We start from the raw sequence: 22595 nt of genomic DNA, 5'->3' as shown, positions 1-22595 counted from the left end.
ATTGCAGGCTATCGAGGATCATGCAGGGCGACATTCACTTCATTTCCGGCCTGCCGCGCGCCGGCTCGACCTTGCTGTCGGCCATCCTGCGGCAGAACCCGCGCTTCCGCGCCGGCATGACCGGACCGGTCGGCTCGCTGGTCGACGCCATGCTGCGCAGCATGAGCATGAGCAACGAGACCTCGATCTTCATCACCGACGCGCAGCGCAGGGCTTTGATCGAAGGCATTTTCTCGGCCTATTATTCCGACGTGCCCAAGGGCGATGTGGTGTTCGACACCAACCGCAACTGGTGCACGCGCCTGCCGCTGCTGACCGAGCTGTTTCCGCGCGCCAAGGTGATCTGCTGCGTGCGCGACATTCCCTGGATTCTCGACTCGGTCGAGCGGCTGATCCGCAGGAACAAGTACCAGCCCTCGGGCATCTTCAGCTTCGAGCCGGGCGGCACGGTGTACTCGCGCGTCGACGGGCTGGCCGCGCCCAACGGCATGGTCGGCTTCGCCTGGAATGCGCTGCGCGAGGCGTTCTGCGGCGAGCAGACCGATTGCCTGCTGGCGCTCACCTATGAGACTCTGACGCGGCGGCCCCAGCAGGCGATCGCCGCCGTCTACGAGTTCATCGGCGAGACGCCGTTCGCGCATGATTTCGAGAACATCGAGTTCGACGCCGAGGAGTTCGACCGCAGGCTCGGCACGCCCGGCCTGCACAAGGTCGGCCGCCGCGTCGAGGCCGCGGGCCGCAAGACGGTGCTGCCCGGCGATCTCTGGCGCAAATACGAGAACGACGCGTTCTGGCGCGATCCGGCCCGCAACCCGAACAAGGTGCGGGTCATCTAGCCGGGTTCATCGCCGCGCCCTCGAGAACATGTCGCGTGCACGACGTGCGCACGAGCGGAGACGGCGCAATCTTTTTTTGCTGGATTGCGACAAGCAGGCGACGTCGGTATCGATGGTTGCGCCTCCCCTCAACCACCTACGGCATGAACAAAAAGCTTACACGGCGGCCGGGTTACGGCGAAAGCGAGCGGGTATACTGGCGGGTACACTACAGAGGAAGCATACAAAAAGTGCCTTGATTTCAAATCGGTAACTGGATGTTCGATTCCGCCCCTGGGCACCATCCCCCTTTTCCGGTTCCGTTCGTTCCCGGTGGTGCGCGTTCGTCAAGAAGGTCGGGCGCAGGCCGTCTCTCGCGAAGGAAGACGAAGATATATGGAGTTCTCGGTCGGCGCTCCCGCGCCATCGGTCCATGCTTTTCCTGCAGTCGCGCCATAGCTCATGACAGGAAGTCATAGCGGCGAAAGAATGCACGCAAGTGGATGCCGAGGGCGGGCTCCGGCATGGATGTCCGCTCCTGTGTCGGTTGATTTCAGATTGCCTCTGTCGAAGCCACCATATGCAAAACCGATGAGCCAATGCAATCTAAACGTGTATTTTAATATGATACCGCGCCGAGATGTTTGGTGATCTTCTAGCGCTCCTGCGGGATGCGCCTTGGGCATGATCTCAAGCAGCGCTGCCCGGGAAAAAGTCGCTCGACGATGTGGCTCTGGATTCAGGGCGCGTCGTAGCTCAGGTCGAGGAGCATCGGAGGAGGTGGAACCTTGTATTTGGGACCGCCTGTGCGGTGGCCGACATTCGATGTCGGCTCGGTCATTGTCGAATATGTCAGCTATTCAGGCGGAGCGAATGTGGATCGCGTACGAGTCGCAATGCCTCAAATGCTCGCGCTCGACGAATTGGCTGAGCCGCCGCCAATGTCGGTCGCTCTCGTGTGCTGGCCGGCCAAGACGCCGTTCGGTGGCCATGCAGCAAACGGCGGTTGATCGTGCAGAGGCCGACTCTCAGTGTCGCGAAACTGAAGCCTGTTCCTTCATACTACCTTAAGTTATGTCCCGTAGTTTTGCGGAGTGAGGATTTTGGCGGTCTGCGGGCCTTTGGCCGGGCTACGAAGCCCTGCCTGAGGGTTGCTGCAAGGATCTGCTCGGTGGGAATGCGATCAAATGCGCCTTGGCTTCCCTAGATGTCGTGCTCGATCATCGAAAGAGCTTCGTCGAAGGAAATGGCGGCCTGCCCCATGAACAGTGACGAAGCAAGCCTCGCATGGAGCACGTTCAATCTCAATTGGCTGCCGGTCGCTCTGTTGGGTGCGGCGCTGTTGAGCGCCATGGCATATTCCGACTTCTCGCTGGAGCCCAAAGGCTTCGGTTTTTTCGTCGGCATTGCGGGTTCGCTTGCGGCTGTCGCCTACACTTACGCTCACATCAAACGATCTTCCGCAGATCCAAAGCTCGTTTTCTGGTTCGGTGTAACCGCTCAGATCATGTTGCTCACGGCGATCGCCGGGCCTCTCAGCTACGTCGCAAACGCGACGAGTTGGCCACTGCAGGATCAAAGTCTGCTATGGATCGACCGGGCGCTCGGGGCTGATCCGCAACGAATCGCGGCATTTTTCAACGACCATAGTTGGATCGTGCGCTATCTCAAGGTTGCATACAGTTTCATCAAATGGCCCTTGCTGGGCATCCCGATCATTCTGACGATGGGATCGCGCTTCTTCAGACTTCAGCAGTTCGTTCTGACGTTGAGCGTTGCGCTCGCCGTAACGATTGTGCTGTCGGCATTCGTTCCGGCGATAGGGACCTACTATGGTCTGGGCTTGTCGCCAGGCGAGCAGTTTCCGCGGATCGATTCGACGAATTACGCGGCGCAGCTTCGAGATATTTATGCGCTCCGTGACGGATCGCTGCGACAGCTCGACGTGCTGAGGTTGGCGGGCATCGTTTCATTCCCGAGTTTCCATACGGCATCGGCGGTTCTCTATGTCTGGGCTCTGTGGCCGATCCGAGCTTTGCGGCCGGTGTCGATCGCGCTCAATGGCTGGATGGTCGCGGCGACGCCCTTGATCGGTGCGCACTACATCATCGACCTCATCGGAGGCGGTGGTGTGGCTGTCGGATCGATCATCCTGGTCAAGCATGTCCTGAGTTCTGCGCCCGCCGATTCGCAGGGCCGGGCGGAATGGGAGCCAGCCATGCAAAATGCGGAGCGAGTCTCCGACCCGACCCGGGTCACATCGTGATAGCAGCCATGGAGTCCGGAGGGGCTCAGTGCTCTGCCGGAGTTCGGATAGCGCGGATGTACGCCGCTGGTTGAGTTCTAAGTCAGTTCTTGTCGCCGCGGATGTTGATGGGCGCGCCATGGCAGATGTCGTTTCAGATTCGGGCCCGGTTGCAAACCAGCCAAGAGCAGCAACCATCGGTGTTCCGATCGCGCTGCTCGGGCTTGCTGCCGTGATGGCGTTCAAGCTGCTCTCGATCAGGAGCGGCACCTTCGACGCCATGTCGACCGATGATGTGATGCGCTTGGTCGAAGTCCGCGACTTTCTCGACGGCCAGGCCTGGTGGGATCTCCGGCAGTATCGCTTGGGGCCGTCCGGGGTGCTCATGCATTGGTCGCGGATCGTCGATCTGCCGCTGGCGATGTCGATCCTGGCGCTGAAACCTTTGGTCGGTTCGCACGAGGCCGAAGCGGTGACGCTGTTTGTCTGGCCGCTGCTGTTGTTTGGCGTGGCGCTCATACTTGTTGGAAAGATTGCGTCCCGTCTGAGTGGAGGCGCCTCGAGTTCCGTGCTGGGCGCCGCCGTCTTGGCCATGCTGGCCGCGCCGGCGTTGATTCATTTCAAACCGGGCGCGATCGATCATCACAACGTGCAGATCGACCTGTTGCTCCTGATGCTTCTCTCTGGCGTGCAGGCCGAGCGGAGTGCGACCATGGCCGCGCTTGCGGGAGTGACGGCAGCGGTGTCGCTCGCGATCGGGGTCGAGATCCTGCCGGTGATCGCCACGATATGCGCTGCTCTCGTCGGCCTCTTCATCTGGCGCGGCGGGCCGGTTGCGCGCCAGATCTCGGCGTTTGGCATCGCGCTGGCCGGATCGTCGGCCGCTCTCGGCCTGATGTTGGTTCGGCCGGAGGCGCTGACCTTGCCGGTGTTCGACGCGCTCGGAGGCCCGCTGCTGTTGCTGACCGTGGGCGGGGGGATCGGCCTGGTCCTGATGGTCGAAATCGATCGGTCCCGATCCGCGCTGTGGCTGCGTGCCGTCACGGCGACCGCAACCGCGATCGTCCTGATCGGGGCGTTCGTCCTGCTGTTTGCGAAATCGCTCGTGTCGCCCTATTCGCAGCTCGATCCCCTGGTCGTTTCGCTGTGGCTCGACCATGTTCAGGAGACCGTATCGCTGGTGACGATGGCCCGGCTCGGCCCGGAGGAGGTGCTCGGCTTCTACGCGTTTCCCTTCATCACGCTGGCAATCGTAACGGCGGCCTTCTTGCGATCCGACCCGGCCGATCGATTTCGTTGGGGTCTTTGTGGGGCTGCGCTCGCGGCGTTGATCGCGATCAGCGTCTGGGAAATGCGCGGAACGGGCGGAGCTGCGATGGCGGCCGCGCCGATATTCGCTGCGGCCGCCGTGTTCGTCTGGCCATCTCTTGCGCGGGGAAACAACCTCGTGCTGCTGGCATTCGCCGTCTCTCCGGTGATGTTGTCGATCCTTGGGCAAGGCGCGAAGCCACTGATTGAAACGATGGTGCAGCCGACGGACATCGTGTTCGATTCCGACGCGTCCCGTTGTCAAACTGTTTCCGACGCCGAGCCGATGAGGCGGCTGCCGAGAGGAAACGTCGTGGCGCCGATCGATCTCGGCCCGGCCATCCTGGCCGACACGACACATGTCGTGTTTGCGGGCCCGTATCACCGGAACAATGACGGCAATCTGGCGATGCTCAAGCTGATGCTGGCGTCGGCGGCGGCTGCGCAGCAGATTCTTCGGGACTATCACGTCGACTATGTGGTCGTGTGCCGGACATCTCCCAATCGGGACATCATCAAGCTCGCTCCGGATGGCTTGGAGTCGTTGTTGGTCCAAGGTGAAACGCCTGAGTTTCTCGAGCCGTTGGAGTTCGCGTCCTCACCCAAGATCGCGGTCTGGCGCGTGCGGCAATGACATCCAGAACCGAGCAATGGCTAGCCCTTCGCGGCGGGGGCCGGCGGCACCGGCAGGATGATTTCGGACGCGACCTTCCAGTCCTCGCCGACGCGCAGCCAATTGATGATCATCAGGAACGGCCTGGGTGTTCCATCCTGTCCCGCGTAGGAGACCGTGATGGTCATCGGCACGTAGGATTCCGCGACGTCGCGCGTCAGGCCGACGACCTTGAGCTTCGAATAATCCGGCTCAAGCACGACGGGACCGGAGCTACCGATGTCGTGCAGCTTTTGATCCACCGCTTCGTTGCCCCAGAAACCGGCCCAGTTGCCCTCGGACGGGATCGCGCTCTTCGCCACCAGCAGGGTCGATGGCGACTGCCAGAACATCCCATGCAGCGCCTCGAAGTCGTGCTTGTTGGCCAATTGCATCAGCCTGCCGAACTGCGATTTGATGGTGTCGAGCGCCGCGGCATCCAGCGGCTCGGCGCTGACGGCGAGAGGTGCCGCGACAGCCATGGTGGAAAGAACCGTGGCGGCGAGGGCGGCAAGGAGTGTCTTGGACATGTCGGGAGTCCCTTCCAGGTTGAACGGCCATGCGTCCGGGCCGCGTCACGGCGTTGCCGTCGTGCGTGGCGCGGCCGGACACGTCATCAGAGCGTCTCAGTTTGCACACTCGCGCAACAGGGTCGTAATTTTCGCATCGAGATTGCGGGCGACGGTGAGGGCTGCCGAACTGCCATAGGGCAGCAGATAGCTCTCCATCTTGTCGTAGGTGACGTGCACGCCGTCGGGACGTTCATCGATCAGAATCGTGACTGGCGCGTAGGATCCGGCGTCGGGGACGTGCTTGACCATGTCTTTCATGATGAGCGGATTGCCCACCACGAACCGCATGATCCTGGGCGCCTTGGCTCCCGTCTCGCGACGCAGAATGTCGCCCAGGTCGAATTCCGCGAACAGCATGAGGCCCGTGCGGCCGAGGCCGCGTTGGACAACGCGCTCCAAGTCCGGGAAGGAATTTGTCGCCCTCGTCGCTTTGAAAAATTCGACCATGTCGGGTTGCCCGACCGCCGATTTGAGCGCGGCCACGACGGCGTCGAACGGTTTCGAGCTCGTGAGACTGAACCGTTCCACTTCGACTCTTGCGCTTGTCATTCTCTCCTCCGTAACATCTCGCACGATGCCGCCGCGGATCACGCGGCCACGGGCGGTGCGTCCAGGAAGGTGCGGACGTGACTGACGAACGTCTCATGGTGCTGAAACAAGGCGCCGTGCCCTGAATCGGGATACAGCGCCAGTTGCGCGTTGCTGAGATGCTCGAACATTGCGTAGGCGTTGTTGGCGGGCAGCATGGTGTCGTGGCTCCCGCTGACCACGAGCGTGGGCTGGCGGATGGCCGCGCAGAAGGGCGTGCTCGGGATCGGGTGTGGCGCACCAGGTGATCAGCGCCTTGGCTTGCGGATCGGTGACTGCGCTGCCGTTGTCGGTGTCCCGATCGTCCTTGCGCAGCCTCGTCCGCGTCAGGAACGCCAGGCCGGACGACTGGCTGGCCGACGACTGGGTGAAGAACAGCGGCAGGCGGGGGTCGGGCGCATCGGTCTGGGCAAACGCCTCCTGGAGAACCGCCAACAGGTGTTCCTCGCCGCCCTTCGGCGCGGTGCCGACCAGGATGAGCTTGCGGACCAGCCGTCCGTGCTCGGCGGCGATCTGCTGGGCGACGCAGCCGCCGAGCGAAAAGCCCATCAGGTCGACCTCGGACAGGCCGAGCAGGGTGATGAAGGTGACCGCGTCTCGCGCCATCGCCTCGACGTTGTCCGGCGTCTGGCCGGTCGAGCGGCCGACCCCGGCATTGTCGAAGGCGATGACCGGGCGATCGGCGGCGAGGGCGTTGACGACGGCGGGATCCCACGCATCGATGTTGCCCGAGAAGTGCTGCAGCAGCACCAGCGGCGTTCCGAGCTGTGGGCCAAGACGGCGATAGGCGAAGCGGATTCCGCGGCCTTCGATGTAGCGGGTGGGCGCCGTTTCGAGCGTGGCGGCCCGGGTCGCGATGTCGAGTTCAGTCATGTCATTCTCCGGATGCTGGGCATGAAATGATCGCGTGGGCGCTCCCGGCCCGAACGTGCAGGGAGCGGCGCTGTCACTTCACGAAACTGGCCTTTTCGATCACCGCGGCGACGTCCTTCGCATGAACCACGAGCGACGCATGGCTGCCTGCGACATCCGTCGTCTCGGCCTTCATCTTGTCGGCGAAAAACTTCTGGGCCTCGGGCGCGATCACCTTGTCCTTGGTGCTGATCACGTAGAACGTCGGCTTGTCGCGCCAGGCGGCCGTATCGACCGGGGCCTCGAACGCCACGTGGTTCAACGGCAGCTGATGGTTCGCCAGGGCTTCGGCGATATGCGCGGGAAGATCAGCGGCGACCGCCGCAGGAAACACCTTGGGATCGATGGTGAGATCGCCCTTGTCGTCGGCATGAATCGCCGTGGCGCCTTCGGTTGCCGGACCGCTCTTGGCGAGGGCGGCCAGAGATTGTCCGACGTCGGGCGCGAAAGCGGAGACGTAGACGAGCGCCGAGACCTTGGGATCGTTGCCGGCCTGCGTGATCACCACGCCGCCCCAGGAGTGGCCGACGAGAACGGTCCTGCCGTTCTGCTTCGCCAGCGCGCGTTTGGTGGCATCGACGTCAGCAGCGAGCGAGGTCAGCGGATTTTCGACCAGCGTGACGTTGTAGCCCTTCTTCGTGAGGATGTCGGCCACCGGCTTCCAACTCGTCTGGTCGACGAAAGCGCCGTGGACCAGCACGATGTTGTGAGCCGCGCCCTTGGGCAGTTCAGCCGATGGCGCGGGGGCGGCAAAGGCCGCTCCGCCAAGGATGGTGGCGACGGTCGACAGCAGAAAATTTCGCATCAACAGCTCCTGTTGGACAATGGACGACGCAAGGTCGGGGGGATGGGCAGACGCTGAGTAGAGGCGCGAATGTTCCATCGGCCGCTTTGAAAATGGACGGCCGCATGATGCGTCCGCCCCTCGGGAGGACCTAATACGAGGCTTGATCGGACGGTAGAGCTCGATCGTCCAAGTGTTGTGTCGGATCGTCCGCGGGACTAGCATGACCGCCATGGACATCCTCGCCGAAGTACTCGACCGCGTTCGCCTGGGCGGGACTCTGCTCTTCCATTTCGAGCTCGGCCAGCCGTGGAGCCTGGCGTTGCCGCAACGCCCGTACGCCCTGTTCCACTATCTCAGTCGTGGCGCGGCGACCCTCGCGCTCGAAGGCGGGCGAGAACTCCGGATGACCGCCGGCGACTTCGTCGTCATCGCGCGCGGCGAGCCGCATGAGTTTTATTCGGATCGCGGCACGAAACCATTCTCGGTTCTCGACCTCGATCGATCGTCCGCGCATCTCGGCGTCGTTCGCCATGGCGGCAGCGCGCAGCCGGTGTCGACGATGATCTGCGGCAAATTCACCGTGGCGCGGCCGTCGCGCGGCAACGTGTTGCAATTGCTTCCGCCGGTGCTTCTCCTGAAGCCGACCGAGGACGGCGAATGGCTCGAGGCGATCCTGCGACGCATGGTGAGCGAGTCGGCGCGTCAGCGTCCCGGCCAGGGCGTCGCGCTGTCGCGGCTGACGGAAGTGCTGTTCGTCGAGGTGTTGCGAAGCTGGATCAAGTCGCTCGCTCCCGGAGAGGGCGGCTGGCTCGGCGCGATGGCGGATCCGCACATCGGGCCGGCGCTGCAGTTGATCCACGAACGGCCGGACCGGCCATGGACCCTCGACGATCTCGGGCAACGCGTGGGGCTCGGCCGCTCGGCGTTTTCGGCCCGCTTCACCAAACTCGTCGGCGAGTCCATGTATCGCTATCTGATCGCGCGCCGGATGTCGGAGGCGGCGTTTCTGCTCGAAACGAGCGACGAGGGGATTGCGCGGATTGCGAGCCGTGTCGGCTACGAGACCGTGGCCGCGTTTTCGAAGGTGTTCCTTCGACATCACGGCCTGTCGCCCGGCCGCTACCGCGCAGTTCGCGGCTCTGACGGCGACCGCACGCAGCAAGACGTTCTGGAAACGGCAGGCGCCGATTGATCGCGGCCGGGCGCGCGGCCTTGTCATCATCGATCGATGATCCGGACGAACGCCATTTGCTTCGTCGGTATCCGCCTGTCGACCTATCAATGGGAGCGGTCGGCGAGGGGGTATCAGATCAACGGGCAAGGCGTGCCCGGCGAGCCTCCGGCCAAAACGGCGGCGTGCGCCGAACCTCCTGATTTACGGATGTCATACAGCCCGCAGGCGTGCGGAGACGAGCTCGCGGCCCGAATTGCCCGAGTTGTTGTTGGATCGTGTCGCCCTCGCTTGCGAGAGGGTGCGGGAAAGGCCGGGTGCTGGTCGCACCCGCGGTCCGCGTGCAGCAAAAAAGCACGCGGCAGAACCACAGGTACGGCCGAACATCCGGCCTTCCCCGCGCAATGGCTTTACGGCTTATACGCGATCTCCCCGGGGACCGGCTGTCTTGCCCCCGTCGCCCGCAGCGCTCGTCATGAACGCTGCGACCTTGACGCCAGCATCGGGGCGCCAGGACCACGCGACTTCGCCGTCCGCACCTCATCACTCGTCGCGCAAGAGCGCCTGACGAGGCCGCGGCCACCGCATCCCCGCCTCACGTGCCGTGACGATCGCGATACGCCCCTCTCGGCGAAGCAGGATGGCGGGATAAGATCACTGATTTGGGGGCGGTGTCAACCGAATTTCTGGTATTCGGAATTTTTGGCGTGCGTGTTGACGCGCCGCACACGTCGATCGCTTCGTGTTGATCGCCGTCAAACTCATGTTGATGCCGACCAGCTTCCCAAGCACGACGAACATCGTCGTTTGCCGGCCCGTCAGAAACGCCACGAGAAAAGCTCCGTCACCGCGCCTCGAAAAAAAGCCCGTTCAAATAGGCAACAGTATACCTCGATACAGTTGCATATCCGACATTTCGCTTTTTGGTTGATATTGTCGATTTCACTATCCATAATTTTGATGCTGTTACAACTAAATCACCATTGCACCCGAGGCATCTTGGATGTTTCCGCTAGATATTCTCCAGATGATGAGCGACTGGGCGACAAATACTGTTCGGCACACAGGCGTCGACAAAATTTTCGTATTTGGGAGTCTAGTTCAGGACGAAGGCAAACAATTCGACGCAGCCACCAGTGACATTGACTTGCTCACTGTCTTGAAACCCAATGAGGCCCTCTACTCCAGAGTAGAAATTCTGAAGAAGTTGCGTCACTCCATGGAGGAGTTAGAGCTTATCCTACTAAAACTACTGAAGCGCCGTGATGCGGGACAATCGATAGTCAGCAATGTTGTCATGACGCCAACGGAACTTGAATACAGCATCCACAAATCTGGCGATCGCTCGCTTCTATCATTCCCTCGATTTGTCGACCTAGTTAATCCGACAAGTAATCCGCAAAGCTTGTCCTCGGGTGAGGATGAAGCACACTTCCTTAGCAAGAACTCTGATCAGCTGTCGATCATCAGACACTGCCAGGACAAACGAAACAAATTCTTGTCGACCTCCGTGAACGGATCAAAGATTTTCTTGGAATTTGACGGCTTGGATGCGATCCCGAAAGATATTATGCGAATGTCAGCAATTCTCTCCTGGAATCGCGGCGATTCAACTGACGATCGACGAGAAGATTTAATTGAAGGGATGTCGTTTTTTCAACGTCGACTGGATGATTTAGCCCCCAAGGATTTCTTCATTGAGAGGACTGGCATTCTAGTCGCGCGACGTCGGACTGACCGTGGAGTGCGCCCTCCGTTGCCCGACGAGCATGTACTGGCGCTCTACGAAATCCTTTTTGATGAGGCCGTCCTCCAGCTTTCACCCAGTTTGCGAAAGCGGATCGACGACTTCATCTCAGATACGGCAAGCAACAGCAGAAGATGATGTGATCATACAGAGAATTGTAGAAGTGAGGTGAAGTAAGCCTTGTTTTCATATTGTATTTTAGATTCGTTTCAAAAAAGCGATTGTGGAAATCGAAGTAGAATTTTACGTGATCCTTGACGCATGATGAGCCGTCGCATTTCTGCGATGTGAATTGGCTACAATGACATCGTACATGGTCATCGAACGGCGCAGAGCCGCCACCAGTCGTACCTAGAAACATAAGGCCAAGCTCAATCGCTACATCCTCGTTGACATCAACAATTTCAGCGAGGCTTTTGTCGACCGGGTAAGAAGGGTGCGCCGTTTCATAGGCTACAGAAATTGGCCTCAGGCGAGCGATCCAGTAAGTTAAGTATGCACAAAACTTGGTAACGGATAACTCGCCGTCTTCTGCGGATTCCACCCTGTACATATCCCTTAGAAAGTATCTGGCGACGTCGAAGATTCTCTCGCGGGAAAGGGTGAAATCGCTTGCCTCCTGCGCAAGAGCGCAACGAATGAGCTCCTCGAGGGTGCTAGCAAAATGAACGCTTTGCTTTTTCGGTGGGAATTCGGTCGAGCGGCGATCGCCAGCCATGCGAAAAGGGTCCCGCACTAGGGCAGAGAAGCATTGACAATGAAACTTTGGTCTACGAGGCGGACTTCTTTGGTGATGCCCGGAATAGAACAGCTCCGGTAGGTCGATAGTTTTTGACGAGCTCGTCTGCCCTTACAAGAAAGCTTGAGAGCGCTCGCCCGGCATTCTTGGGACGATCGTTCTTGATATTGTCAGCTATGTCTTGATAGTATTTTTCATATTTAATCTCTAAGTCATTAGGAAGTACGGATTTATCATCTGTCTTATTCATAGTTATTCCTCGCTACATGCCTTGTTGATTTGTGACTCGCAACCGAATGTTCCGAAATAGAGCGCCATGGGTATCGACCTGTCTTGCCGCCCGGCTAACGGTCGCGATGCTGACCTTCGCCATATTTCGCACCTCGCGTTGCGATCGTCCGTCTAGCAGTAAAGATATGGCCATCCATCGATGACTGACCTTTCGAATCTCGGCAGGGCTCAACAGGGCTGTCAAAAACTGGCGCCGATCGGTGTCGGTCGTGAGGCAAGCCAACGTCGCTACTAAGGCGTCCACGGCGAAGTTCCTGATGTTCTGCTGTACTAGTACACGCTCAGTTAGGGCCAGTATTGCCTCTTTTGATATTCAAGTGAATAGCCGTTGCTCAACCTGCGCGAGTAACTCTGTGCGTGAATATATCGTTCTCGATCAGAGGTTTACGGTTCGTTTCAATGCAAACCCTCCGTGAGGATGGTAAATCAAAATCACAGATTCGTTATCGATGTTGCCTAAAATCCACAGAAAATCGCGATTGTGAACGAAGCGCGGCTATTTGTTCGCCGCCTAAGTGCACTTGCTCGTTCGTCTAAGCCCCAATCGCTAGCCAGCAGGCGCCCTCCAAAGGAGGTGGTTGTTCTGAGCGCCCGACCATTTTTTGCCTGCTGTCGTCTGAGCTGGAGCGAAAGAACAAGTGCGCGGGGATTGCGGTGACGCTGCTGGACTGCATAAATTCCGCCGAGGCATCCGGCAAGCCGATGCCCCCCGCGAACAAGCGTCGGCTCAGGAGCTGAGATAACGGCTTGATGTCGATGTGACATCTCTGACGGCCCGCCCTGCGATCGCGCGTCAAACCATTCCCATGTGTTCCCGATACGTCGAACAAGGGGGGGTGATGACATGCGGTGGAGTGACTCAGCCTAGGGATTTGCGGTCGTCCTGATGGTGGCTGTCGCCGGATGCCCATATCAGGACCTTTGCCGCCGTTCTTGCAGCGAGGCATTTCGCCTCTCGGCATCGGTCGCCGATTGCTGCGGAGCAGGTGATGAGTAAGATACATCTCCCAAAATCGCGGCTCGGGCTGGCAGGAAAATTCCCTGCGAAACGCCGCGTCGGCGTAAAGCTCGTGCACCTGCCATGGACGTTCGAGTTCCGCCTTTATCAAGGCTTCGGTTTTGTATTCAGCAGCTTTGATATTGCGCGCACCCCTGGGTCGCCCCTTCGGCCTCGATATCAAATAGAGTCGTCGGGCGGTGCCGGCTCAGACCAGATCATCCACAGTGAGCTTCAGGACGGCGGCGAGCTTCTTGAGCGTCGCGGCGCCTCCCGGCTTGTTTCCGGCCTCGATCTCGCTGATGAAGCCCTGCGCTACGCCCGAAGCCTTGGACAAGGCGCCCTGCGTCAGGCCGCGCTTCTTCCGCCAGAAAGCTAACGGGCTCTTTGCCGCCAGCAGCTCCTTCGCCTCTTCGGAGGTCAGGTATTCGGACTCGCCGCTCTCGATTGCGCGGATGCGTCGCTCGCCGATTTCGATGTCACGCAGGTCCTCGGCGGCCTCCACCAGGCGCTCGTAATCGGCGGCGGACAGCATCACCATGTCCTCACCATTCGGTGTCTTGATCCGCTGTACCTTGTTCATTGCCGTGCCTCTCACTCGTATATGTCGCCGCGCGGGCCGATGTCGTGGACGTTAATGGCGTCGTCCGTCTCAGTGAAGACCACCCGGAAGTCGCCGACGCGGAGACGAAGCAGCACGCTACCCTTCAGCTTCTTCACGTTGTTCGCCTGCTCGGCCGGATCGCGAGCATACTGCTCGATCTTCGACACGATCACCTTAGCGCGGTTCGCGTGTTGCCGCAGGCTCTTGCCGCGATCCGGCAGTCAATCCCATTAGAGATATTGTTTTAATTCCCATAGAGATTAGGATTGCGGTGATGCTGCTGCACTAAATAATTGCCCAAGGGCGCCGAGGCATCCCGCAAGCCCAAGGCCGGCCCCCGCAAACAAGCGGGCCGATAAGGAGCCGAGACAGCGGCTCGATGTCGATGTGACCTCTCTCACAGCCCGCTGGGCGATTGCGCGTCAAACCATTCCCACATGTTCCTTATACGCCGAACACGGGGATTGATGACATGCGTTGGAGTGACTCAGCCAAGGGATTTGCGGTCGTCCTGGTGGTGACTGTCGCCGGATACGTGTCCACGACCTATGTCGATCACCGATTTGCCGCGCTCGACGCGACCTCGGAGGCGACAACGAGTCCGGCCCCAACAGGCTCCGCCTGCGTCGGCGACGATGGGCGCTGGCAGAATTGGCCGTGGGCGAATGTGCCGATGCTCTCGCCGGCGTGTCGGAGCGACCGTTAGTGCTGTGACGGTGAACTCAAAGAGCTAAGGTCAGGCACCCGAGATAGAGGTGGTTCGTCCGTATTGCTGTCGCGGTGGGACCGCGCGGCGGCGTGTGTGGATGGGTCTTGCCATCTGCCGCTCTTGATTCGTCGTGGGCCTGTTGATAATGCGCCGCTCGTCTGGTCATCGATACGCTGGGGCTTCCATGACTCGAAAGAACAAGCAACCGCTGTCCGACCGCGTTTCCCGCGCCGCCGAGGCGGCGTTGGCGCGCGAGCACTCCGTCAGCGTCGTCGACGTGTTCTGCGGGCTCGGGTGGCTCGATGCGTCGTTGCTGCAGCAGTGGCGGCGCGGGCAGGTCGGGTCGCTGGAGGAGGTGATGCGCGCGAGCCCGCCGCGCATCGGCGAGGCGATGACCCATCTTCGCGAGTGGGCCACGGCGAAGGGGCTGACGCCGAGCGAGACCGCCTATGTCGCGCAGACGCCGCGGCGCCAGACGCTCCGCTTCAGCCTCGGCGACGATCCCGACATCGAGACGGCCTACCGGACGCATTGGATGTCGCCGGCGCTGCCGGAGAAGAAGCGGGCGCGCATCGCCGCGATGGCGAGCCGGGCGCCGGAGCTCATCGCGATCGTGCCGACGCGTGACGACTGGACCTGCCATCGCTGCGGCGGCACCGGCGATCTCTTGATGATGGAGGATGGCGGCCCGGCGTGCCTTGCCTGCGTCGGGCTGGGCGATCTCGTCTTCCTGCCGGCCGGCAACGCGCTGCTGTCGCGGCGGGCCAAGGCGAACAGCAAGCGCCATGCGGTCGTGGTGCGCTTCAGCCGGACCCGCGGCCGCTATGAGCGGCAGGGGCTGCTGGTCGAGCCGCAGGCGCTCGCCGGGGAGACCGCGTGACGGCGGCGCGGCAGGTGCGGCGGATCGCCTCGCCGCCGCCTCGGCCGTAGGTCAAAACGCTCAGCGAGCGCCTGCAGCCATCGGCATGGATGGGCAAGCGGCGTCTCGATACCGGCGTGCGCTGCGGCGGGCCACCCGCTGGCGACGATCTTTGCATTGCTACACGTCGTCGGAGTGGACAACCTGTACGGGTTGTGAGACGCTTGTCGTGCACTCAGGCTTTCAGCAAGAACTCATTACTACTCCTTACTACTCTATTGATTGGTCGCCGTGACGGCGATGCCGGCAGGTTGATGTCGGCGAAGACGATGCAGACAAGCAACGACATTTGATCAGGGCGAGGTCAGCCCATGACTGTTTTTACCGGTCCTCCACCCGGTGCCACTCGAAACCAGCCGATCACGGACGAGCTGAAGCGCGTCCTCGACGCCGCGGCTCGGGCGGCCGGTGTCGATACGGTACGGATCACGTCGGGCGGCCAGGATCCGCCGGGGCCCGGCGCGCGCCGGACCGGGTCGACGCGTCACGATCACGGCCGCGCGGCCGACCTGCAATGCGTCGTCGGCGCCACGACGCTGACCTTCACCGATCAGTCGGCGCCACCCGGCATTCTGACATTCGTCACCGCCGCCGCTGCGGCCGGTGCGACCGGGATCGGCGCCGGCGTCGGCTACATGGGAAACAGGACGATCCATGTCGGCTTCGGCACCTCCGTGAGCGACAAGACGAGGCTGACCTGGGGGGCAGGCGGCCGGTCGGCGACGGCGCCGCAATGGCTGCGGGACGCCGCGGGTGCCGGATGGGCGGCCCCGGCGCCGATGCAGCCTGCTGCTGCCGGCGCCGACATGGCGCCCGGCCGCTATGCGGTGATCGCGCGCAATGGATTGAAGTTGCGCGGTGGCCCCGGCACCAATTTCGCTTCGGAGATCACGCTGCCCGCCGGCACCGAGCTGACGCTGGTCGAAAAGGCCGCATCGAATCCGGCCTGGGCCCGCGTCGACGTGCAAGGCGATGGCCTGCTCGACGGATACGTCTTCGCGGCCTTTCTGGCGCCGTCCGGTCCGGGCGGCCCTCATCAAGACGCGCTTGAAGACGCGCTTGGGCCCGGCGGCGGCAACTGATTGCTGACCGGCAAGGCCAGTCGCGAACGTCGAGTCTCGACCGTCTCGGGTCTCGAACCTCTCAAATCCTGAACGTCTCTTCCTGTGATGGAGCGTCCCGTGGTTACAGCTGACGACATCGGATGGTTCAAGCGGCAGTTTCGCACCCAGACCCAGGCGGCCCTGGCGGGGACGCCCTTCGATCTCGACATGATCGTCGCGATCGCATGCCAGGAGACGGGCTACATCTGGGCCGTGCTTCGCAAGAAGGAGCTTTCGCTGGATCGCGTCCTCGCGCTGTGCGTCGGCGACACGATCGATTTCCGCGGGCCCGGCAAGGGCCGGCAGGCGTTCCCGCGCAACAAGGAGGCGCTCGTCGCCGAGCCGAACGGGCAGGCGATGTTCGACATCGCGCGCAAGGCGCTCGAGGACATGGCGGCGTTCATTCCGGGCTACAAGGATGCGGTCGCCAATCCGAAGAAGTTCTGCCACGGCTTCGGCGTGTTCCAGCGCGACCTGCAGTTCTTCAAGGTTGACCCGGACTACTTCCTGCAGCGACGCTACGAGACCTTCGCCGACACGCTCGCGCAATGTCTCGGCGAATTGCGGCGCGGATTGAAGAAGCTCGGCTTCGAGTCCAGGACGAGCCTGACCGATCTCGAATTCGCGAAGGTCGCGATCGCCTACAACACCGGCGGCTTCAACCCGGCCAAGGGGCTGAAGCAGGGATTTTTCGACGGCGAGAAGTTCTATGGCGAGCGGATCTTCGACTATCTGGAGCTGTCGCGCACCGTCGAGACCGGCACCGCACTCGCCCCGGGGCGCTACGTCGTGGTCGCGCGCGGCGGCCTCAAGCTGCGCGGCGGCCCGGGAACGAACTTCCCCTCCGACCGGACGCTGGCGGCCGGAACGGAGCTGACGGTGGTCGAGAACGACGACCACGATCCGGCATGGGTGCGGGTGGATCTGGAAGGCGACGGCCTGCTCGACGGCTACGTCTTTGCCGGCTTCCTCGCGCCGGCCGAGCAGCATGTCGCCGCCAGAGAGGATGTCCCCGAGCCCGCATGACCGGCGTTCGGGCTTCGTCGGAAGTCGGCTAGACCTTCATGTCGATGACGGTGCGGCTCATCTCGTCGCTCGCCTTCAGCACCTGCGCGTTCGCGGCGAAGCTGTATTTGGCGAGGAGCTGGCTGATCATCTCCTGCGCGAGGTCGATATTGGGCGAGGCGACGAGGCCGTCCTCGTTGGCGAACGGCGCTGACGGATCGTAGCTCGCCGATGTCCCCTGGCTCACTTTGGTGATGGTCGCCTGCGTGCCGCCGCCGGCGACGTCGCTCTGCACCAGTTCGAGCGGCACATAGGCCATCGGCGCGCCTGTCGGCACGTTGCCGTTCGCGTCGGGCAGGGCGCCCGTGCTCCTGGCGTTGGCGACGTTCGAGGCGGACACTTCGAGCCGTGTCGAGGCCGCTTTCATGCCGGAGACTGCGATGGTGGCGATGCTGCTCATGGGCCGCTTGCTGCTGAGGACGAAGCCGCAGCTAACCCCTGGAGTCGCGAAGCAAGCGTCAAGCCGGAGGCGGACATTCGAGCGACCGGAGCAAGGTTTCGTTCACCATCGGTGCACCTTGCCGGTTGGCCCGGCTCAGCCCATCTGTCGCCACATCTTCCCGGTGGATTTGGCTCCGGCGGCGGTGTCCGCCGGACCCGATTTTGCGTTAGCTTCGCGAGAAGGAGCCGCCTCATGGCCAAACCGCACGCAAAACCATCCGGTCTCGACCATCACGCCAGGACGCTCGCGGCCGGGTTCGCCAAGGGGCGGCTGCCGCGGCCCACCCCGGACCTCGAGCGCTTCCTGCTCGCCAATGCCACCGAGATCTTCGCGGCGGCCGAGGGCGTCTGCCGTCACATGCCGCCGGCCGGCGACGACGAGGCGCTCGGCACCGGCTATCTGTTCCTGCTGCAGATCCTGCTGACCGGTTTGAACGAGCGGGCCAGGCGCGGCGCCAAGGACGCGGCCGATCTCATCGCGCGCTTCCAGTCCGATTTGGCCGGGCGCGCCGCAGCCGGCGAGATCGAGGGCACGCTGCTCGCTTATCTCGGTGGTGCGCTGCACCAGGCCGGCATCGCCGCATCGCCCGAACTCACCGCGGTCTCGGCCGCTCTCGGCGACGACGATGATGCCGAGGTGCTGCCGGCCGACATCATCGCGGTGCTCGACGAAATCCTCGAGGCCTGCGACGGCGATCCGTTCGAACTGGTGTCCTCGTTCGCCGACGGCGGGCACCTGCTCCCCGAGGAGGCCAAGCTGGCGCTGATCGGTCATCTGGCGCAGAACGAGCGGCCGGATGCCCGCGCGGCCGTGGTGCTGTTCCTGCAAGATGACAGCGCAGTGCTGCGCAAGGCAGCCGCCCGGGCGCTCGCGGAGCGGGCTTCGAGCTTGTCGCCGGTCGACCTGCGGCGCCTGATCGCGATCCGCAACTGGCGGCCGGAGCGCGAGCGTGCCGACGTCGACGCGGTCATCCAAAAGGCCCGCGCCGCCGGCGTGCCCTGTGCGCCGTGGCCCGAGGGCGCGGTCGACGAACTGAAGGCCAGCGCGATCGACGGCTCCGGCGCGCAGCTCCTGATGGCGGTCTCGCCGGTCGACCGCAAGACCAGGCGGATCTCGACGATCTTCACCCGCAGCGGGATCAACGAGGCGATGACCAGCCCGCCGCAGCCGGTTCGGACCATCAAGCAGGTGATGGGTCCGGGAACGGTCGGCCCGGTCCTGGGCGTCAGCCGCGCCTTCGTCGTCCGCATGATCGGGCATCATCTCGGGCTCACGGTCGGACGCGGCGAGGTGCCGCCGGCCGGGCTGTTGCAGGTCGCCGAGACGATCGGCGGTACCGACTGGCAGCCGTCCCGTCTCGACGTTCGCGAGGTCTTGAACGAGCTGATCGCTGACCTGCCCGAAGAGCTGCAGGACCCCGAGGACATCGCGCTGGCGCTCGCAGACAGCGACGATATCGCCATGCTGGAGGATATCCAGGACAGCTGGTTCGAGGACGACCCCGAGCTCGAGAAGAAGGTGCGGAGTGCGAGCCGCCGTGCCCGCGACAAGATGCCGGCCAAGCTGCTGCAGCCCGGCGGCGCGATCGGTGCCAACCGCGCGCGCTGGGCCGAGCTGTTCGTGTTCACGGCGCTGTGGATGCGCGAGGGGGTGCATGACGCAGGGGCCGACTGGGCCGATCTCGCCGTGGTGGCGCGGGCCGTGCTCGACGGCCACGATCTCGGCCAGATCGGGCTGATGCGCGCGATCGCCGAGCGCTCCGTCCTGGATCCGGTCGAGGATGACGACGCTTTTCAGGACGATCCGTTCTGATCTTTGCGAAGCAGGGTCAGGGCGGCGTCGACTTCCGCGGCGTCAGCGATCAGCACGTAGTCGCCGCGCGCCGCGCCGGGGCCGCCGGTGACGACGACCGCCCGCTTCGGACACAGGCCGAAGCAGGACGTCATGATGACGCGCGCCGGCTTGCCGCGCGAAGGGGCCGCGTGCGTCGTCGCTTTCTTGATCGCCTTCTTGATCCCTTTGGGGTCGTCGCTGCGCCCGAGGCATTTGCGGCAGACGAACACGGGAGCGGGGCGGCGCGGGCTCACGAGGGAGGGGGAAGCCATGCCCTCCAGGTGGGAGGCCGTGTGATGCGCCGCATCCCCTCGCCGATGCGCAGCCGGTGTGCGGCAGGCGGGGGTCCGCGCGCATGTGCGGGGGCAGACGATTACGGCGGGCTATTGCTCATGTCCGGAGCATATGATCTGGTTCGCAGGAATGGCGGCGGCGCGCGGGTTCGCGGAGCCAGCGCGGCTGGATGAAGGAGAGCGCTCGGCGTCATGGCGGGCAGCGACAACGACAAATCACGGCTCGACGACGCCGCGCGCGCCGGATGGCTGTATTTCATCGCCGGCCACACCCAGGACGAGATCGCGCGGATGCTGCAGGTGTCGCGCGCCTCGGCGCAGCGGCTGGTGTCGCTGTGCCTCGCCGAGCGGCTGATCACGTTCCGGCTCGAACATCCGATCGCCTCCTGCATGGCGCTGGCGGCGCAGCTCAAGGAGCGGTTCGGGCTGGTTCACTGCGAGGTGGTGCCGACCGATCCGGCCGCGCCCGCCGGCGCCGCCGGCATTGCCGAGCGCTGCGCCAATCTGCTCGAGACGACCTTGCGCGCCGAGACGCCGGTGATCATCGCGCTCGGCACCGGGCGCGCGGTGCGCGCGGCCGTCGAGCGCGTCTCGCCGGTCGACCGGCCCGAGCACCAGATCGTCTCGCTGGTCGGCAACATCCTCGCCGATGGCTCGGCGAGCTTCTTCGACACGGTCGGGCGGCTCGCCGACCGCACCGGCGCCCGGCATTATCCGATGCCGCTGCCGTTCCTGATGGGCTCGCAGGACGAGCGCGACCGCATGGTGCGGCTCGATGCCATCGCCAAGGTGAAGGCGGTCGCGGACAAGGCCGACCTCAAGCTCGTCGGCATCGGCCAGATGGACCAGAAGGCGCAGATGCATGTCGACGGCTTTGTCACCCGCGACGAACTCACCGAGATGATGCGGCTCGGGGCCATCGGCGAGATCACCGGCTGGGCCTATGACGCCAAGGGCAAGCTGATCGCCGGCGGCACCAACCGGCGGCTGACCAGCATTCCGCCCGACGTGCCCGCCCGCGCCATGACCATCGCGGCCGCGCTGGGCCCGGCGAAGATCGCCGCGATCCGCGCCGCGCTCATCGGACGGCTGATCAACGGGCTGATCACCGACGAGGCCACGGCGCGCGCCATTTTGGCGTAGCCGGCCGAGACGGGTCGCGAGCGCTCGATTTCAATCTCAGGACCTCTACCTCTCGCATCGCACAACCTGTGAGTGACGACGCATGCTTGACAAAGTCTAACCGTTGTTGTGAACATCAGCTCAGCCCGTGAGCATATGTTCAAAAGACACGGGAAGGGAGGGACATCGTGAAGACGATCTTCAGTCGGACGAGCATGCTTGGCGCCCTGATGGGTGCTGCCGCGCTGCTGACCGCGGCGCCCGTGATGGCCGAAACGGCGCTGACCATCGCCACCGTCAACAATGGCGACATGATCCGGATGCAGGGCCTCACGAGCGAATTCACCAAGGCCAATCCCGACATCTCCGTGAAATGGGTGACCTTGGAAGAGAACGTGCTGCGCCAGCGCGTCACCACCGACATCGCCACCAAGGGCGGCCAGTTCGACATCCTCACCATCGGCACCTATGAAGTGCCGATCTGGGCCAAGAAGAACTGGCTGGTGCCGCTCGACAAGCTCGGCGCCGACTATGACGCGGGCGACATCCTGCCCAAGATCAAGGATGCGGTCTCCGTCGACGGCAAGCTCTACGCCGCGCCGTTCTACGGCGAGAGCTCGATGGTGATGTACCGCACCGACCTTTTCGAAAAGGCCGGGCTGAAGATGCCGGAGAGCCCGACCTGGGACTTCGTGATCGACGCCGCCAAGAAGCTCACCGACAAGCCGGGCGGCGTGTTCGGCATCTGCCTGCGCGGCAAGGCCGGCTGGGGCGAGAACATGGCGTTCCTGACCGCGATGTCGAACTCGTTCGGCGCGCGCTGGTTCGACGAGAAATGGCAGCCGCAGTTCAACACGCCGGAATGGAAGAAGACGCTGTCGACCTATGTCGACCTGATGAAGGACGCCGGCCCTCCCGGCGCCAGCTCCAACGGCTTCAACGAGAACCTCGCGCTGTTCAATTCCGGCAAATGTGGGATGTGGATCGATGCGACGGTCGCGGCCTCGTTCGTGACCAACCCGAAGGAATCCAAGGTCGCCGACAAGGTCGGCTTCGCCCTGGCGCCGAACACCGGCCTCGGCAAGAACGCCAACTGGCTGTGGGCGTGGAGCCTCGCGGTTCCGGCCGGCTCCAAGAAGGTCGAGGCGGCCGAGAAATTCATCGCCTGGGCGACCAGCAAGGACTATCTGAAGCTGGTGGCCTCGAAGGACGGCTGGGCCAACGTGCCTCCGGGCACGCGCACCTCGCTCTACAAGAACGAGGAGTATCTCAAGGTCGCGCCGTTCGCCAAGCTGACCTTGGCCTCGATCGATGCCGCCGATCCGAACAAGCCGACGGTCAAGCCGGTGCCTTATGTCGGCGTGCAGTACGCGGCCATTCCTGAATTCCAGGGCATCGGCACCGCGGTCGGGCAGCAGTTCTCGGCGGCGCTCGCCGGCTCGATGACGGTCGACGCGGCGCTGGCTGCGGCGCAATCGTCCACCGAACGCGAGATGAAGCGGGCCGGCTACATCAAATAGGCGCGTCACGGTCATCAGCTCGAAGCCAAAACTCCTCCCGAGCTGATCACTGGCGGCCATCCCTCCCCATAAGGGATGGCCGCATTTTCTCTCCGCTCCAACGCGAGATCCGTAGGGTGGGCAAAGCGCAGCGTGCCCACCGCGGAGCGGCCAGCCGCGAG

20 protein-coding genes and 1 pseudogene are annotated in these 22595 nt (G+C 63.0%); 11 read left to right on the top strand and 10 right to left on the bottom strand.

What is annotated here, in order from left to right; all coding sequences use genetic code 11:
• Positions 1-20 precede the first annotated feature (20 nt).
• The 3 genes from ACQR1B_RS04405 (at position 21) to ACQR1B_RS04395 (ending at position 5002) form a co-directional block, all read left to right on the top strand.
• Positions 21-836 carry a sulfotransferase family protein gene (locus tag ACQR1B_RS04405; RefSeq protein ID WP_434834070.1) on the top strand — a complete coding sequence of 272 codons (816 nt, stop codon included), beginning with the start codon at positions 21-23 and terminating at the stop codon, positions 834-836.
• A gap of 1240 nt (positions 837-2076) precedes the next feature.
• A complete protein-coding gene (locus tag ACQR1B_RS04400; protein ID WP_434834071.1) occupies positions 2077-3081 on the top strand; it encodes a phosphatase PAP2 family protein in 1005 nt (334 codons plus the stop codon).
• Positions 3082-3199: 118 nt separating this feature from the next.
• Positions 3200-5002 (top strand): hypothetical protein, encoded by a 1803-nt coding sequence (locus ACQR1B_RS04395; protein WP_434834072.1) that lies wholly within the window; start codon positions 3200-3202, stop codon positions 5000-5002.
• Between the two features lie 20 nt (positions 5003-5022).
• On the opposite strand, the gene ACQR1B_RS04390 is transcribed toward ACQR1B_RS04395, so the two are convergent.
• From ACQR1B_RS04390 to ACQR1B_RS04375, 4 genes and pseudogenes are all read right to left on the bottom strand, one after another.
• Positions 5023-5550 (bottom strand): hypothetical protein, encoded by a 528-nt coding sequence (locus tag ACQR1B_RS04390; RefSeq protein WP_434834073.1) that lies wholly within the window; start codon positions 5548-5550, stop codon positions 5023-5025.
• Positions 5551-5646: 96 nt separating this feature from the next.
• Positions 5647-6141, bottom strand: coding sequence for a DUF302 domain-containing protein (locus ACQR1B_RS04385; protein WP_434834243.1), 495 nt, complete (start codon positions 6139-6141; stop codon positions 5647-5649).
• Between the two features lie 38 nt (positions 6142-6179).
• A pseudogene (locus ACQR1B_RS04380) lies at positions 6180-7053 on the bottom strand (alpha/beta fold hydrolase).
• A gap of 73 nt (positions 7054-7126) precedes the next feature.
• On the bottom strand, positions 7127-7897 hold the full coding sequence (locus tag ACQR1B_RS04375; protein ID WP_434834074.1) for an alpha/beta hydrolase: 771 nt from the start codon (positions 7895-7897) through the stop codon (positions 7127-7129).
• A 211-nt stretch (positions 7898-8108) separates the two neighbouring features.
• Here ACQR1B_RS04375 and ACQR1B_RS04370 point away from each other — a divergent pair, with 211 nt between their 5' ends.
• Together ACQR1B_RS04370 and ACQR1B_RS04365 are read left to right on the top strand one after the other, a co-directional pair.
• On the top strand, positions 8109-9071 hold the full coding sequence (locus ACQR1B_RS04370; protein WP_434834244.1) for a cupin domain-containing protein: 963 nt from the start codon (positions 8109-8111) through the stop codon (positions 9069-9071).
• A 982-nt stretch (positions 9072-10053) separates the two neighbouring features.
• The gene (locus ACQR1B_RS04365) at positions 10054-10935 is read left to right on the top strand and encodes a hypothetical protein (RefSeq protein WP_434834075.1); all 882 of its coding nucleotides are present in this window, start codon (positions 10054-10056) and stop codon (positions 10933-10935) included.
• Here ACQR1B_RS04365 and ACQR1B_RS04360 read toward each other — a convergent pair.
• The 4 genes from ACQR1B_RS04360 to ACQR1B_RS04345 all read right to left on the bottom strand — a co-directional run bounded on the left by ACQR1B_RS04360 (position 10901) and on the right by ACQR1B_RS04345 (position 13595).
• The gene (locus ACQR1B_RS04360) at positions 10901-11515 is read right to left on the bottom strand and encodes a hypothetical protein (RefSeq protein ID WP_434834076.1); all 615 of its coding nucleotides are present in this window, start codon (positions 11513-11515) and stop codon (positions 10901-10903) included. The two genes, ACQR1B_RS04365 and ACQR1B_RS04360, sit on opposite strands and share 35 nt — an antisense overlap.
• 283 nt (positions 11516-11798) lie before the next feature.
• Entirely contained in the window at positions 11799-12071 is a 273-nt protein-coding gene (locus ACQR1B_RS04355) for a Trp family transcriptional regulator (protein WP_434834077.1), read from the bottom strand.
• 961 nt (positions 12072-13032) lie between these two features.
• Positions 13033-13365, bottom strand: coding sequence for a helix-turn-helix domain-containing protein (locus ACQR1B_RS04350; protein ID WP_434834078.1), 333 nt, complete (start codon positions 13363-13365; stop codon positions 13033-13035).
• 53 nt (positions 13366-13418) lie between these two features.
• Entirely contained in the window at positions 13419-13595 is a 177-nt protein-coding gene (locus tag ACQR1B_RS04345) for a type II toxin-antitoxin system RelE family toxin (RefSeq protein ID WP_434834079.1), read from the bottom strand.
• A 726-nt stretch (positions 13596-14321) separates the two neighbouring features.
• Between ACQR1B_RS04345 and ACQR1B_RS04340 the strand changes: the two genes are divergently transcribed.
• The 3 genes from ACQR1B_RS04340 (at position 14322) to ACQR1B_RS04330 (ending at position 17185) form a co-directional block, all read left to right on the top strand.
• Positions 14322-15017, top strand: coding sequence for a hypothetical protein (locus tag ACQR1B_RS04340; RefSeq protein WP_434834080.1), 696 nt, complete (start codon positions 14322-14324; stop codon positions 15015-15017).
• 350 nt (positions 15018-15367) lie between these two features.
• A complete protein-coding gene (locus ACQR1B_RS04335; RefSeq protein WP_434834081.1) occupies positions 15368-16138 on the top strand; it encodes an SH3 domain-containing protein in 771 nt (256 codons plus the stop codon).
• A 99-nt stretch (positions 16139-16237) separates the two neighbouring features.
• Positions 16238-17185: an SH3 domain-containing protein gene (locus ACQR1B_RS04330; protein ID WP_434834082.1), complete on the top strand. Its 948-nt coding sequence runs from the start codon at positions 16238-16240 to the stop codon at positions 17183-17185.
• A 28-nt stretch (positions 17186-17213) separates the two neighbouring features.
• Here the strand turns inward: ACQR1B_RS04330 and ACQR1B_RS04325 are convergent, their stop codons facing one another.
• Complete coding sequence (locus ACQR1B_RS04325; protein WP_434834083.1) at positions 17214-17624, bottom strand: flagellar basal body rod protein FlgC; 411 nt, start codon at positions 17622-17624, stop codon at positions 17214-17216.
• Positions 17625-17858: 234 nt separating this feature from the next.
• On the opposite strand from ACQR1B_RS04325, the gene ACQR1B_RS04320 reads away from it, so the two are divergent.
• Positions 17859-19478, top strand: coding sequence for a hypothetical protein (locus ACQR1B_RS04320; RefSeq protein ID WP_434834084.1), 1620 nt, complete (start codon positions 17859-17861; stop codon positions 19476-19478).
• Here ACQR1B_RS04320 and ACQR1B_RS04315 read toward each other — a convergent pair.
• Positions 19460-19771: a hypothetical protein gene (locus tag ACQR1B_RS04315; protein WP_434834085.1), complete on the bottom strand. Its 312-nt coding sequence runs from the start codon at positions 19769-19771 to the stop codon at positions 19460-19462. The genes ACQR1B_RS04320 and ACQR1B_RS04315 overlap by 19 nt on opposite strands.
• Positions 19772-19984: 213 nt before the next feature.
• Between ACQR1B_RS04315 and ACQR1B_RS04310 the strand changes: the two genes are divergently transcribed.
• Both ACQR1B_RS04310 and ACQR1B_RS04305 read left to right on the top strand, forming a co-directional pair.
• Entirely contained in the window at positions 19985-20935 is a 951-nt protein-coding gene (locus ACQR1B_RS04310) for a sugar-binding transcriptional regulator (RefSeq protein ID WP_434834086.1), read from the top strand.
• A 209-nt stretch (positions 20936-21144) separates the two neighbouring features.
• A complete protein-coding gene (locus tag ACQR1B_RS04305) occupies positions 21145-22434 on the top strand; it encodes an ABC transporter substrate-binding protein (protein WP_434834245.1) in 1290 nt (429 codons plus the stop codon).
• Positions 22435-22595: the final 161 nt, after the last annotated feature.

This window comes from Bradyrhizobium oligotrophicum, assembly GCF_051168495.1.
GTDB classification, from domain to species: Bacteria; Pseudomonadota; Alphaproteobacteria; order Rhizobiales; family Xanthobacteraceae; genus Bradyrhizobium; species Bradyrhizobium oligotrophicum_A.
The sequence above is the reverse complement of the archived record's forward strand: the minus strand, read 5'-3'. Positions and strand labels throughout refer to the sequence as shown.